Raw genomic sequence first — 11741 nt, 5'->3', positions numbered from 1 at the left:
GCTAGCGTGACCAGCACGGGGACCGGCGCTCCACGCCCGCCGCCCCCGAGCCGGTCCCTCGAGCAGCCGGGGGGCGAACCGCCGCGCCCGTCGCGCGGCACGCCCAGACCAGGGACCCCACATGCGCGCACCGTCGCCCCGTGGCCCGCTCAGCGAGCGGGTCCTGCACGCCCTCACCACCGGCGAGGCGGACCCCGCGCTCCCGGACGAGGCCGCCCGCGCGGCCGCGGCGTCGCCGGACCTGCTGACCGACGAGGACGTGCAGATCACGCTCACGGCGCTGTACGAGCTGCACCACCAGGGCCTGGACGGCGTCGACGACCGGCTGGAGTGGGACCCGACCCTGCTGCGCGCCCGCGCCGCGCTCGAGGACGCGTTCGAGGCGCAGCTCCGCCGGGACGTCGTGGTGCCCGCGGACCTGGTGGCCGAGCTGGAGACGAACACGGAGCGTGAGGGCGTGGCGGCGGCCGTCGCCCGCGCGCTGTTCGACCTGACCGGCCGCGACGACGGCCCGAGCCTGTCCGCGTACGTCGCGCGCAAGGCGACCGACGACCAGCTGCGCGAGATGCTCGTCCAGCGGTCGGTCTACCAGCTCAAGGAGGCGGACCCGCACACGTGGGCCATCCCGCGGCTGCTCGGCGTGCCCAAGGCGGCGCTGGTGGAGATCCAGGCCGACGAGTACGGCGGCGGCCGGCCGGAGCGGATGCACGCGGCGCTGTTCGCCCGCACGATGCGCGGCCTCGGGCTGGACGACACCTACGGCCGGTACGTCGACGACGTCCCGGCGATCACCCTCGCCTCGGTGAACATGATGAGCCTGTTCGGCCTGCACCGGCGGCTGCGCGGCTGCGTCGTCGGGCACCTCGCGGCGTTCGAGATGACCTCCTCGCAGCCCAACCGGCTGTACGGCAACGGATTCCGCCGGCACGGGTACGACGCGGACGTCACCTGGTACTTCGACGAGCACGTCGAGGCGGACGCGGTGCACGAGCAGATCGCCGGCCGCGACCTGGCCGGGGGCCTCGTCGAGCAGCAGCCGACGCTCCGGGACGACGTGCTGTTCGGCGCGGCGGCGTGCCTGGCGGTCGACGGCCGGGTGGGGCGGCACCAGATCGAGCGCTGGACCGCCGGCGAGTCCTCGCTGCGCCGACCGCTGGCGGTGGGGAGCGCGGCGTGACCACGGACGGCCCGGCCCTGCCGGATGCGGAGTACGTCCTCCCGCTGCGCTGGACGGACGACCGCGATCTGCCCGACCTGGCCGCCTACCTGGACCGACTCGTCGGCTGGCTGCCCGTGACGGTCGTCGACGGGTCGGACGACGGGCGGTTCGCGGCGCACGCCCGGGCGTTCCCGGCCGCGGTCCGGCACGTCCGGCCGGACCCGCACCCCGGCAGGAACGGCAAGGTGGCCGGGGTCGTGACCGGCCTGCGGCTGGCGCGCGCCGACCGCGTCGTGCTGGCCGACGACGACGTCCGGTACGACCTGCCCACGCTCGCGGCGGTGCTCGACCGGCTCGCGGACGCCGACGTGGTCCGCCCGCAGAACGTGTTCTCCCCCCTGCCCTGGCACGCCCGCTGGGACACCGCCCGCAGCCTCGTCAACCGGGCGGCCGGCGGCGACTACCCCGGCACGATCGCGCTGCGCCGCTCCGCGCTCGGGCCCGAGGGCTACGACGGCGACGTGCTGTTCGAGAACCTCGAGCTGCTGCGCACCGCGCGGGCCCGCGGCGGCGTCGTCCGTCGCGCCGACGACCTGTACGTCCCGCGGCGGCCGCCCACGACGGCGCACTTCCTCGGCCAGCGGCCGCGCCAGGCCTACGACAGCCTCGCCCAGCCGGGCCGGTACGCGGCCGAGCTGGCGGTGCTCCCGGCGGTCGTCCTGGCGGCGCGCCGCCACCCTCGGGCCCTGCTCGCCCTGGCCGGCGCGGCGTGCGCGCTCGCCGAGGTGGGCCGGCGCCGCGCCGGCGGCGCCACCCGGTTCCCCGCGAGCGCCGACCTGCTCGCCCCGGCGTGGCTCCTGGAGCGCGGCGTCTGCGCCTGGCTCGCTCTCGTCCTGCGCGCCACGGGGGGTGCGCCCTACGGCGGCTCGCGGCTGCCACGCGCCGCGACGCCGCTGCACGAGCTCCGCACCCGCGCGGGGGCAGGCCCCGGCCGCCACGCGGCACCCGCAGCCACCGACGGCCCGACCCCCGGCCGTCCCGCCCCCGCACCACGACACGCCCTGGAGACCGCATGACCACCGACCCCGCCCCGGTCGTCCTCACCCCCTGCCCCGACGGACCGATCCTGGTGCGCGGCGACGTCGAGATCCGCGACGCCGCGGGCCGGGTCGTCCCCCGGCGGCGCGCGACCGTGGCGCTGTGCCGCTGCGGCGCCTCGGGGATCAAGCCGTTCTGCGACGGGTCGCACAAGGCGATCGGCTTCCGCACCGACGACGAGGTGCCGCGACCGCCCGAGCCGGTGCCGGCGCCCGGAGCCGACGCGACGCCGGCACGGGGCGCGTCGTGAGGATCTCCGTCCCCGCGCCGGGCGTCGCCCGCCTGGAGCACGCGTACGTCAGCTGCTACGTGATCGCCGACGACCGCGGAGCGACGCTCGTCGACGCGGGGCTCCCCCGGATGTGGCGGGCGCTGCCCCGGCTGCTGGCGGCCGTCGACCGGACGCCGGCGGACGTCCGCGCGGTGGTGCTCACCCACGCGCACTTCGACCACGTCGGCTTCGCCCGCCGGGCGATGCGCGAGCTGCACACCGACGTCTGGGTGCACCCGGCCGACGCGCGGCTCGCGGCGCACCCGTACCGGTACGCGCACGAGAACCCGCGCGCCGTCTACCCGATCCGGCACCCGCGGGCGGTGCCGATCCTGGGGGCGATGGTCGCGGCCGGAGCCGCCCGGGTGCGCGGCGTGACGGTCGTCCGGTCGCTCGTGCCCGGCACGCGGCTGAAGGTGCCCGGCCGTCCCGAGGTCGTCGCCTGCCCGGGGCACACCGACGGGCACGTCGCGCTGCACCTGCCCGACCGCGGCGTGCTGCTGTCCGGCGACGCCCTCGTGACCCTCGACCCGTACACCGGCCGCACGGGGCCGCGGATCGTCGCCGGCGCGGCGACGGCCGACAGCGCGCTCAACCTCGCCTCGCTGGACGCGCTCGCGGCCACCGGCGCGGACGTCGTGCTGCCGGGCCACGGCGAGCCCTGGACCGGCGGGGCCGCGGAGGCCGTGCGGCTCGCCCGCGCCGCCGGGCGGGCCTGACCGCGGAGCCGGTGCGGACGCGAGGCATCCCGCCTACGGTCGAGGGCGTGACCTCGTCCTCCGCCGACCGCCCCGACCGCCCCGACCGCGACCGACCCGACGGCGACGCCGCGCGCCCGGCGCGGCACGGCGCCCGCCGCGGCCGGCGCACCGGCGCGGTCCCCTCTCTCGGCCGGACCGCCGCACCCCGCGTCCGCGCGGCCGGGGTCCGCCCCGGCGCCCGCGAGGTCGACGCCGTCGTGGTCGGGGCCGGGCCGAACGGCCTCGCCGCCGCGGTCACCCTCGCCCGCGCGGGGCTGGAGGTCGTCGTCCTGGAGGCGCAGGACACCGTCGGCGGCGGCTCCCGGACGCTCGACCTCGGGCTCGCTCCCGGCGTGGTCCACGACATCTGCTCGGCCGTGCACCCCATGGCCTGGGCGTCGCCGTTCTTCCGGTCGCTCCGGCTCCACGAGCGCCTGGACCTGCTGACGCCGACCGCCTCGTTCGCGCAGCCCCTGGACGGCGGCCGGGCAGCGATCGCGTACCGCGACCTCGACCGCACCGCCGACGGCCTCGGCGCGGACGGCGCCGCCTGGCGGGCCACCTTCGGCCCGCTCGCCGACCAGTGGGAGGACGTCGTCGCGCTGGCGCTCGGCGACCACCGCAGCGTGCCCGCGGGCGCGACGCCCCGGTCCGCGGTGACGGCGGCCCGGTTCGCGCTCGCGGTGCTGCGCAACGGCCAGTCGGTGGTGCCGTCCGCGCTGCGCACCGAGGAGGGCGCGGCGCTGCTCACGGGCGTCGCCGGCCACGCCATCACGCCGCTGCCGTCGCTCGCCGCGGCGGGCACGGCCGTGCTGCTCACGACCCTGGCACACGCGGGGCACGGCTGGCCGGTGGTGCGCGGCGGCTCGCAGGCGATCGTGGACGCGCTGCTCGCGGACCTCGTGCGGCTCGGTGGCCGGGTCGTCACGGGCCACCCGGTCGCCCGGCGCGCCGACCTGCCGCCCGCCCGGACCTACCTGTTCGACACCGGGCCGCGGCTCGTGGCGCAGGTGTTCGGCGACGCCATGCCGCCGCACCTGGTCCGGGCGTACGCCGGGTTCCGGTACGGGAACGCCGCGGCCAAGGTCGACCTGGTCGTCGACGGGCCGATCCCGTGGGCGCACCCCGAGGTGCACCGCGCCGGCACCGTGCACCTCGGCGGGAACCGGGACCAGGTCGTCGCCGCCGAGCGCGCCGTCGGCCGCGGCCGGCACGCGGAGCAGCCGCTCACCCTGCTGTCCGACCCGGCGGCGCTCGACCACGGCCGGGTGTCCCGCGGCGTCCGGCCGGTGTGGGCGTACGCGCACGTGCCCGCCGGGTCCGACGTCGACCCGACCGAGACGGTGATCCGGCAGGTCGAGCGGTTCGCGCCGGGGTTCCGGGACACCGTCGTCGCCGCGCAGGGCATCCCCGCGGCGCGGCTCGCGGAGCACGACGCGAACCTGGTCGGCGGCGACATCTCCGGCGGGGCGATCTCGCTCGTCGGGATGTTCACCCGCCCGACGCCGCGGCTCGACCCCTTCGACAGCGGCGCCCCCGGCGTCTACCTGTGCTCGGCGTCGGCGCCGCCGGGGCCGGGCGTGCACGGCCTGTCCGGCTGGTACGCGGCGCGACGCGCCCTGCGCCAGGTGTTCGGGCGGTCCGACGCCCCCTGACGCGCCGCCGCGCCGCGGCGCCGTCAGCCGATGACGCCCGCCTCGGCCAGCCGGTCCGCGAGCGCCCGCCCGTCCGCCGCGTGCACGGTGACCACGGACGACCGCTCCAGCTCGTCCACCGCGCGCCGCGTGGCCGGTGTGGGGCCCGGCAGGCCGTTCTGCGCCACCTGCTCGCCGACCGACAGCTCGCGCACCGCGATCGCCGCGACCCGGCCGGGGTTCTCGGCGGCGAACGTCTCGTAGACCTGCGGGTCGTGCTGCCCGTCGTCGCCGACCAGGATCCACCGCACGCCGGGGAGCTCCTCGGCGAGCCGGCGCAGCGTCGCGGCCTTGTGCTCGCGGCCCGACCGCATGAGCGCGGCGCCGGTCGGCCCGAGGTCGGTGAGCAGCAGCGACCCCTGCGGCAGCCCGACGCGGTGCAGGAACCGGGACAGGGCGCTCGCCGTGTTCCAGGCGCCGGTCGACAGGTAGAACACCGGGGCGTCGGGGTGCGTGGCGGTGAGCCGCCCGTACAGCTCGGGCATCCCGGGCACCGGCTTGCGGCGCGCCTCCGAGCGCACGAGGAAGTTCCAGGCGGCGAGGTGCGGGCGCGGGACCATCGTGACGAGCACCGTGTCGTCGATGTCGCTGACGATGCCGTGCGTGGCCGCCGGGTCGACGACCTGCACCGGCGCCGGGACGTCCCGGTCCTCGCCGACGGACAGGTAGAGCGTCTGCCAGCCCGGCTCGAGCGGCACGTCCAGCCACGCGTCGAGGTAGCCCCCGCGGTCGGTCCGTGCCACGAGCAGGTCGGGACCGTCGCCGGGCTGCGCGCGCACGTGCACCTCCGCGTCCGGCAGCTCGGCCGACAGCAGATTGCGCCAGCCGCGCCGGGCGACGCTGCCGGGCGTGGGCGCGTCCGGGGCGGTGAGCAGCACCCGCGCGCGCACCCGGGACCGGTCGACGGTGCCGTACGACGGGTAGGCGACGACGCGCGGGGTGTACCCGCGGCGGGAGAGCAGGCGGACGACCACGGAGGTGACCCGGTCCTCGGTGCGGGCGGCGAGCGCGGCGAACGTCGGCATGCCGGTCAGTATCGCGGCGGCCGGGCGGGCCCGCGCGGCGACCGCCCGCCCCGCCGTCGGACCGCCCGCCGGCCGCCCGGCGCCGTCACGTCGTCTCACGCCCCCGGGCGTCGGTGGCCCGCCGTCGCGGTCCGGGACTACCGTCGCCGGGACCCGGCGACCCCCGAGGAGCACCCCCGCGTGACGCGCACGACCCCGACCGACCGCCCGACCGCCCCCGCGGGCTGGCGCGCCTGGGCGGCCGCCCGCGACGCCGAGCTCGCCGACCCGTTCGGCTGGCTCAGCCTCACCGCCCTGCACTGGCTGACCGCGACGCCCGCGACCTACGGCGACCTCCCGGGCCGGTGGTGGGCCGACGCCGACGGTATCCACGTCGACCCCGCCGGCGGCGCGCCGGACGGGCCGGGCGCAACCGGTGCCGCCGAGACCCTCACGCTCGACGGCGACCCGCTCACCGCCCCGGCCGTCGTGTGGACCTCCGCCGGCGGCGCCGCGGGCGACCTGCGCGCGGGCGCGCGCCGCCTCGAGCCGGTGGGCCGCGGGCCCCTGAACCACGGCGTCCGGGTCCGCGACCCGCACGCCCCGGCGCTGGCGGGGTTCGCCGGCATCCCGCGGTTCGACCACGACCCGGCGTGGGTGCTGACCGCGTCGTTCGAGCCGGCCGCCGCGGGGACGGTCGAGGAGACCGGCTCCGTCGCCGGCCGGGTGCGGCACCGCCGGGACGTCGCCGGGCACGTCCGGTTCACGCACGACGGCGCCGAGCACGTGCTGCAGGTGGCCGGGGGCGGGCAGCCGGCGATCTGGTTCCGGGACGGGAGCAACGGCCAGGAGACCGCGGCGTTCCGGGTGCTCGCCGTCGACCCGCGCCCGGACGGCACCGTGGTGCTCGACCTCAACCGCGCCGAGAACGCCCCGTGCGCGTTCAGCGACCACGGCACCTGCCCGCTGCCGCCCGCGGGCAACACGCTCCCGTTCCCCGTCCGGGCCGGCGAGCGACGCCCGGCGGGACGCTAGGCACGCCGACGACCCGGTCCGCCAGCAGCGGGCCGGGTCGTCGGTCGGCAGGTCAGGGCGTCAGGCGACCAGGTGCCGGTCGAGCCGGCGGCCACCGCGCACGACGGTGCCCGGCACGACGGTGCCCGGCTCCACCCGCGACTCGGCCTCCACGACCGCGCGGGGCTCCAGGCGGGCGTCGGCACCGATCTCGGCGCGCACGCCCACCGAGGCGCCAGCGCCGACGGTCGCGCCGCGGGCCAGGTGCACGTGCGACCCGACGGTCGCCGCCACCTCCACGCGGGCGCCGGGCTCCACCCAGCAGTGCTGCCCGATCCGGGCGCGCGCCTCCACGCGGGCGCCCGGGTCCACCCAGGCCGAGTCCGCGACGTACGCCGTGTCGTCCACGACGGCCCCCTTGGCGACGAGCCCGCCGCCGTTGCCGTGACGCTGGTAGCGCACGACCGTGCCGTCCTGCATCTCGAGGTCTTCGTATCGCTTCTTCATCCTGCCCTCCCCAACGCCCGACGCCCCCGGCTTGTTCCCGGCGGCACGAACCCGCGCGTGACCTCCGTCGACGCGCCGAGGCGAGCGCCTGCCGCCCGTCCGACCTGCGTTTACCCCCGCATGCATGTTTGCTTCGGTCTGACTTCCCCCGTTTTTGTTGACTTTCCTGTGTGCCCTCCGCCACAGTGGGCACTGCCGGGCACCGAGGCCCGACGCGGCGCCTCCCCGGGCCGCACGCCGTAGGACAGGACATCGCCGTCGTGTACCCGCCCGAGCGCCACACGCTGATCCTCACGACCGCCCGCGCCGCGGGCCGGGTCGAGGTGCAGCAGCTCGCCGCCGACATGGACGTGACGCCGGAGACCGTGCGTCGCGACCTCACGGCGCTCGAGCGCATGGGCCTGGTGCGCCGCGTGCACGGCGGTGCGGTCCCGGTCGAGCGGCTCGGCTACGAGCCCGCCCTCGCCCAGCGCGAGCACGAGCTCGGCGCCGAGAAGGACCGGATCGCGAAGGCGGCCCTCGACGAGCTGCCCGAGGGCGGGTCCGTCATCCTCGACGCCGGCTCCACGACGGCGCGGCTGGCGGAGATGCTGCCCGCGGACCGGGAGCTGACCGTCGTCACGCACGCGCTGCCGGTCGCCACCGCGCTGGCCGCGCTCCCCCTCGTCACGCTGCACCTGGTCGGCGGCACCGTCCGGCCCCGCACGCTCGCGGCCGTCGGCTCCTGGGCCGAGCGGGCCCTCGCCGACGTCCGGGTCGACGTGGCGTTCCTCGGCACCAACGGGCTGAGCGTCGAGGCCGGGCTGTCCACGCCCGACCTCGCCGAGGCCACCGTGAAGCGCGCGCTCGTGGCCGCCGCGGCCCGCACCGTCGTGCTCGCGGACCACACCAAGGTCGGCCGCACCGAGCTCGCCGTGGTGGCGCCGCTCGGCCGGGTCGACGCCGTCGTCACCGACAGCGGCGTCGCCCCGGAGCTGGCCGACGAGATCGAGTCCGCCGGCCCGCGCGTCGTGCGGGCCTGAGCCCCAAGGAGAGAGATGAAGGTCTTCCGCTTCTACGCCCCCGGCGACGTGCGCCTGGAGGAGGCGCCCGAGCCGACGCCCCAGGAGGGCGAGGTCAAGATCCGCGTGCGCGCGACGTCGATGTGCGGCACCGACGTGAAGATCTCGACCTCCGGCCACCTGCGCATCCGCCCGCCGCGCGTCATGGGGCACGAGATCGCCGGCGAGGTCGTGGAGGTCGGCGCCGGGGTCGAGGGCTGGGCTCCGGGCGACCGGGTCCAGGTCATCGCCGCGATCCCGTGCGGCGAGTGCGAGTTCTGCCGCGCCGGTGCCATGACCATCTGCCCGAACCAGGTGTCGATGGGGTACGACTTCGACGGCGGGTTCGCGCCGTACATGATCGTGGCGCGCGAGGTGCTGAAGGTCGACGGCCTCAACCGGATCCCCGAGAACGTCTCGTTCGCCGAGGCGAGCGTCGCGGAGCCGTTCGCCTGCGCGATCAACGCCCAGGAGATCATCGACGTGCACAAGGGCGACACCGTGGTCGTCGTCGGCTCCGGGCCGATCGGCTGCCTGCACGTCCGGCTCGCCCGGGCCCGCGGGGCCGAGAAGGTGATCCTGGTCGAGCTCAGCCGCGAGCGCCTCGACCTCGCCGCCGCCGTCGTGCACCCGGACGTCGCGATCTGCGCCGCCGAGGTCGACCCGGTCGAGGCCGTCAAGGAGGCCACGGACGGCCGCGGGCCGTCGGTGGTCATCACCGCGGCCGCGTCGGGCGTGGCGCAGGAGCAGGCGCTGCAGATGCTCGCCCCGCAGGGCCGGCTCAGCCTGTTCGGCGGCCTGCCCAAGGACAGGCCGACGATCACCTTCGACTCCAACCTCGTGCACTACCGCGAGCTGGCGGTCTTCGGGGCGAACGGGTCCAGCCCCGAGCACAACCGCCAGGCGCTGGCGCACATCGCCGACGGGAGCGTCCCCGTCGCCGACCTCATCACCCACCGGCTGCCGCTGGACCAGGTCGCCGAGGGCATCGACGTCGTCCGTACGGGCGCGGGCATCAAGGTCACCATCGAGCCGTGACGACCCGCCGCGAGGCAGGCGTCACCCACCACGAAGGAGCAGGTCAATGAGGATCCTCTCCGCGCCGGGCCGCAGCGCCCGGCCGACCCCCCGCGACGGGGAGGTGTGAACCCCGTGTCCACCGCAGCCGCCACCACCGCCCCGACCCCGTCGCGGGGCAAGCAGGCCCAGGTCCGCGTCCAGCGGTTCGGGGCGTTCCTGAGCGCCATGATCATGCCGAACCTCCCGGCGTTCCTCGCCTGGGGCCTGATCACGTCGCTGTTCATCGCCGTCGGCTGGCTGCCGAACGGCATCCTCGGCGGGTTCGGCAACGCCGACGACCCGGGCAGCTGGCAGGGCGCCGCCACGCAGCTGGCGCTCGCCGACGACGGCACGACCTTCCAGCAGTACGTCGGCATGGTCGGTCCGATGGTGACCTACCTGCTGCCGATCCTGATCGCGAACGCCGGCGGCCGGATCGTCTACAAGGAGCGCGGCGGCGTCGTCGCCTCCATCGTGGCGGTCGGCATGATCACCGGCTCCACCGTGCCGATGTTCCTCGGCGCGATGATCGTGGGCCCGCTGTCCGCGTGGGTGCTGAAGAAGGTCGACTCGATCTGGGCCGGGAAGATCAAGCCCGGCTTCGAGATGCTCGTCGACATGTTCACCGCGGGCATCCTCGGCGCCGCGATGGCCGTCGGGGCGTTCTTCGGGTTCGCGCCGATCATCACCGGCGTGTCCGACGCGCTCGGCAACGTCGTGTCCTGGATGGCCGACAACCACCTCCTGCCGCTCATGGCCGTGGTGGTCGAGCCCGCGAAGGTGCTGTTCCTCAACAACGCCATCGGCAACGGCGTCCTGGTGCCGCTCGGCGCCCAGGAGGTCGTGGAGCAGGGCAAGTCGCTGCTGTTCCTGGTGGAGTCCAACCCCGGGCCCGGCCTCGGCATCCTGATGGCCTACACGTTCTTCGGCATCGGGGCGGCGCGGTCGTCGGCCCCGGGCGCGGCGGTCGTGCAGTTCATCGGCGGCATCCACGAGGTGTACTTCCCGTTCGTGCTGATGAAGCCGACGCTGATCATCGCGGCGATCCTCGGCGGTGCGACCGGCATCGCGACCAACGTGGTGTTCGGCAGCGGCCTGCGCGGCCCGGCGGCACCGGGGTCGATCATCGCGGTGTACGCCGCGACACCACGCGACTCGTTCGTGGGCGTGACGCTCTCGGTGGTGCTGGCCTTCGTGGTCACGTTCCTCGTGGCGGCGGTCATCCTGCGGGCCTCCCGCAAGCGGGACCTCGCGGCGGGCGGCGGCGACCTCGCCGCGGCGATCGCCCAGACCGAGGCCAACAAGGGCAAGTCGTCCACGGCGCTCGACGCCATGGCGGCACGGCAGGGCGGCGTGGTGCCGGCCGAGGCGGGCGCCACGGCCGACGGCGCCCCGGTCGCGCCGGTGCGGTCGATCGTGTTCGCGTGCGACGCCGGCATGGGGTCGTCCGCGATGGGCGCGAGCATCCTGCGCGACAAGCTCAAGAAGGCCGGCCGCGGGGACATCACCGTGGTCAACAAGGCCGTCGCGAACCTGGAGGACGACGTCGACCTGGTCATCACCCAGCGCGAGCTGACCGACCGGGCCCGGAGGCACGCGCCCAGCGCGCGGCACGTCTCCGTCGACAACTTCCTGTCCAGCCCCGTGTACGACGACGTCGTGCGCGAGGCCCGGGCCGAGGCGGAGTCCGAGACGGCGGAGAGGAGCACGTCATGACGGAGCTGCTGAGCGCGGACCTGATCGTCCCCGCGGGGAGCGCCGGGACCAAGGAGGAGGCCATCCGCGAGGCCGGGGCGCTGCTGGTCGGCTCCGGCGCGGTGGACCCCGGGTACGTGGACGCGATGCTCGAGCGCGAGCAGACCATCTCCACGTACATGGGCAGCTACCTCGCCATCCCGCACGGCACCAACGAGGCGAAGGGCGCGATCCACCGGTCCGCGGTCTGCCTGGTGCGGTACGAGGAGCCGGTGGACTGGGACGGCAACCCCGTGCGGGTGGTCGTGGGCATCGCGGGCGTCGGCGACGAGCACCTGTCGCTGCTGTCCCGGATCGCCCTGGTGTTCAGCGACGGCGAGCGCGTGCAGCGCGTGCTCGACGCCACCACCCGGGAGCAGCTGACGGCCGTCCTCGCGGAGGTCGAGCCGGCCTGACCGCC

At 76.5% G+C, this 11741-nt stretch carries 12 protein-coding genes; 10 read left to right on the top strand and 2 right to left on the bottom strand.

The genetic code is table 11. From position 1 onward, the window contains the following. Window positions 1-121: 121 nt before the first annotated feature. Genes J5O08_RS11620 through J5O08_RS11600 form a run of 5 tightly spaced genes read left to right on the top strand, consistent with a single transcriptional unit; the run spans window position 122 to window position 4923 of the window. Window positions 122-1177 (top strand): iron-containing redox enzyme family protein, encoded by a 1056-nt coding sequence (locus J5O08_RS11620; RefSeq protein ID WP_218707028.1) that lies wholly within the window; start codon window positions 122-124, stop codon window positions 1175-1177. Beyond that, on the top strand, window positions 1174-2235 hold the full coding sequence (locus J5O08_RS11615; RefSeq protein WP_308281574.1) for a glycosyltransferase family 2 protein: 1062 nt from the start codon (window positions 1174-1176) through the stop codon (window positions 2233-2235). Before J5O08_RS11620 ends, J5O08_RS11615 begins: the two co-directional genes overlap by 4 nt. Further along, entirely contained in the window at window positions 2232-2507 is a 276-nt protein-coding gene (locus J5O08_RS11610; protein ID WP_217615415.1) for a CDGSH iron-sulfur domain-containing protein, read from the top strand. Before J5O08_RS11615 ends, J5O08_RS11610 begins: the two co-directional genes overlap by 4 nt. Then, window positions 2504-3247 (top strand): MBL fold metallo-hydrolase, encoded by a 744-nt coding sequence (locus J5O08_RS11605; protein WP_218707027.1) that lies wholly within the window; start codon window positions 2504-2506, stop codon window positions 3245-3247. Before J5O08_RS11610 ends, J5O08_RS11605 begins: the two co-directional genes overlap by 4 nt. A 47-nt stretch (window positions 3248-3294) precedes the next feature. After that, a complete protein-coding gene (locus J5O08_RS11600; RefSeq protein WP_308281573.1) occupies window positions 3295-4923 on the top strand; it encodes an NAD(P)/FAD-dependent oxidoreductase in 1629 nt (542 codons plus the stop codon). Window positions 4924-4946: 23 nt separating this feature from the next. Here J5O08_RS11600 and J5O08_RS11595 read toward each other — a convergent pair whose 3' ends face one another. After that, window positions 4947-5987 carry an App1 family protein gene (locus J5O08_RS11595; protein ID WP_217615417.1) on the bottom strand — a complete coding sequence of 347 codons (1041 nt, stop codon included), beginning with the start codon at window positions 5985-5987 and terminating at the stop codon, window positions 4947-4949. Window positions 5988-6167: 180 nt separating this feature from the next. Here J5O08_RS11595 and J5O08_RS21640 point away from each other — a divergent pair, with 180 nt between their 5' ends. Next, entirely contained in the window at window positions 6168-7001 is an 834-nt protein-coding gene (locus J5O08_RS21640) for a DUF1684 domain-containing protein (RefSeq protein ID WP_218707026.1), read from the top strand. A 60-nt stretch (window positions 7002-7061) separates the two neighbouring features. Here the strand turns inward: J5O08_RS21640 and J5O08_RS11585 are convergent, their stop codons facing one another. Beyond that, complete coding sequence (locus tag J5O08_RS11585; protein WP_217615419.1) at window positions 7062-7487, bottom strand: transferase; 426 nt, start codon at window positions 7485-7487, stop codon at window positions 7062-7064. A 260-nt stretch (window positions 7488-7747) separates the two neighbouring features. Here J5O08_RS11585 and J5O08_RS11580 point away from each other — a divergent pair, with 260 nt between their 5' ends. The 4 genes from J5O08_RS11580 (at window position 7748) to J5O08_RS11565 (ending at window position 11736) form a co-directional block, all read left to right on the top strand. Continuing rightward, window positions 7748-8509, top strand: coding sequence for a DeoR/GlpR family DNA-binding transcription regulator (locus tag J5O08_RS11580; RefSeq protein ID WP_218707025.1), 762 nt, complete (start codon window positions 7748-7750; stop codon window positions 8507-8509). Between the two features lie 15 nt (window positions 8510-8524). Continuing rightward, window positions 8525-9565, top strand: a complete 1041-nt coding sequence (locus J5O08_RS11575; protein WP_218707024.1) for a zinc-dependent dehydrogenase — start codon at window positions 8525-8527, stop codon at window positions 9563-9565. A 207-nt stretch (window positions 9566-9772) separates the two neighbouring features. Continuing rightward, window positions 9773-11302 carry a PTS mannitol transporter subunit IICB gene (locus tag J5O08_RS11570; RefSeq protein ID WP_218707056.1) on the top strand — a complete coding sequence of 510 codons (1530 nt, stop codon included), beginning with the start codon at window positions 9773-9775 and terminating at the stop codon, window positions 11300-11302. Then, complete coding sequence (locus J5O08_RS11565; RefSeq protein ID WP_218707023.1) at window positions 11299-11736, top strand: PTS sugar transporter subunit IIA; 438 nt, start codon at window positions 11299-11301, stop codon at window positions 11734-11736. The genes J5O08_RS11570 and J5O08_RS11565 overlap by 4 nt, the downstream gene beginning before the upstream one ends. The last annotated feature ends 5 nt before the right edge of the window (window positions 11737-11741 follow it).

The organism is Cellulomonas sp. PS-H5 (genome assembly GCF_019265565.1).
Classification (GTDB): domain Bacteria; phylum Actinomycetota; class Actinomycetes; order Actinomycetales; family Cellulomonadaceae; genus Cellulomonas.
The sequence above is the reverse complement of the archived record's forward strand: the minus strand, read 5'-3'. Positions and strand labels throughout refer to the sequence as shown.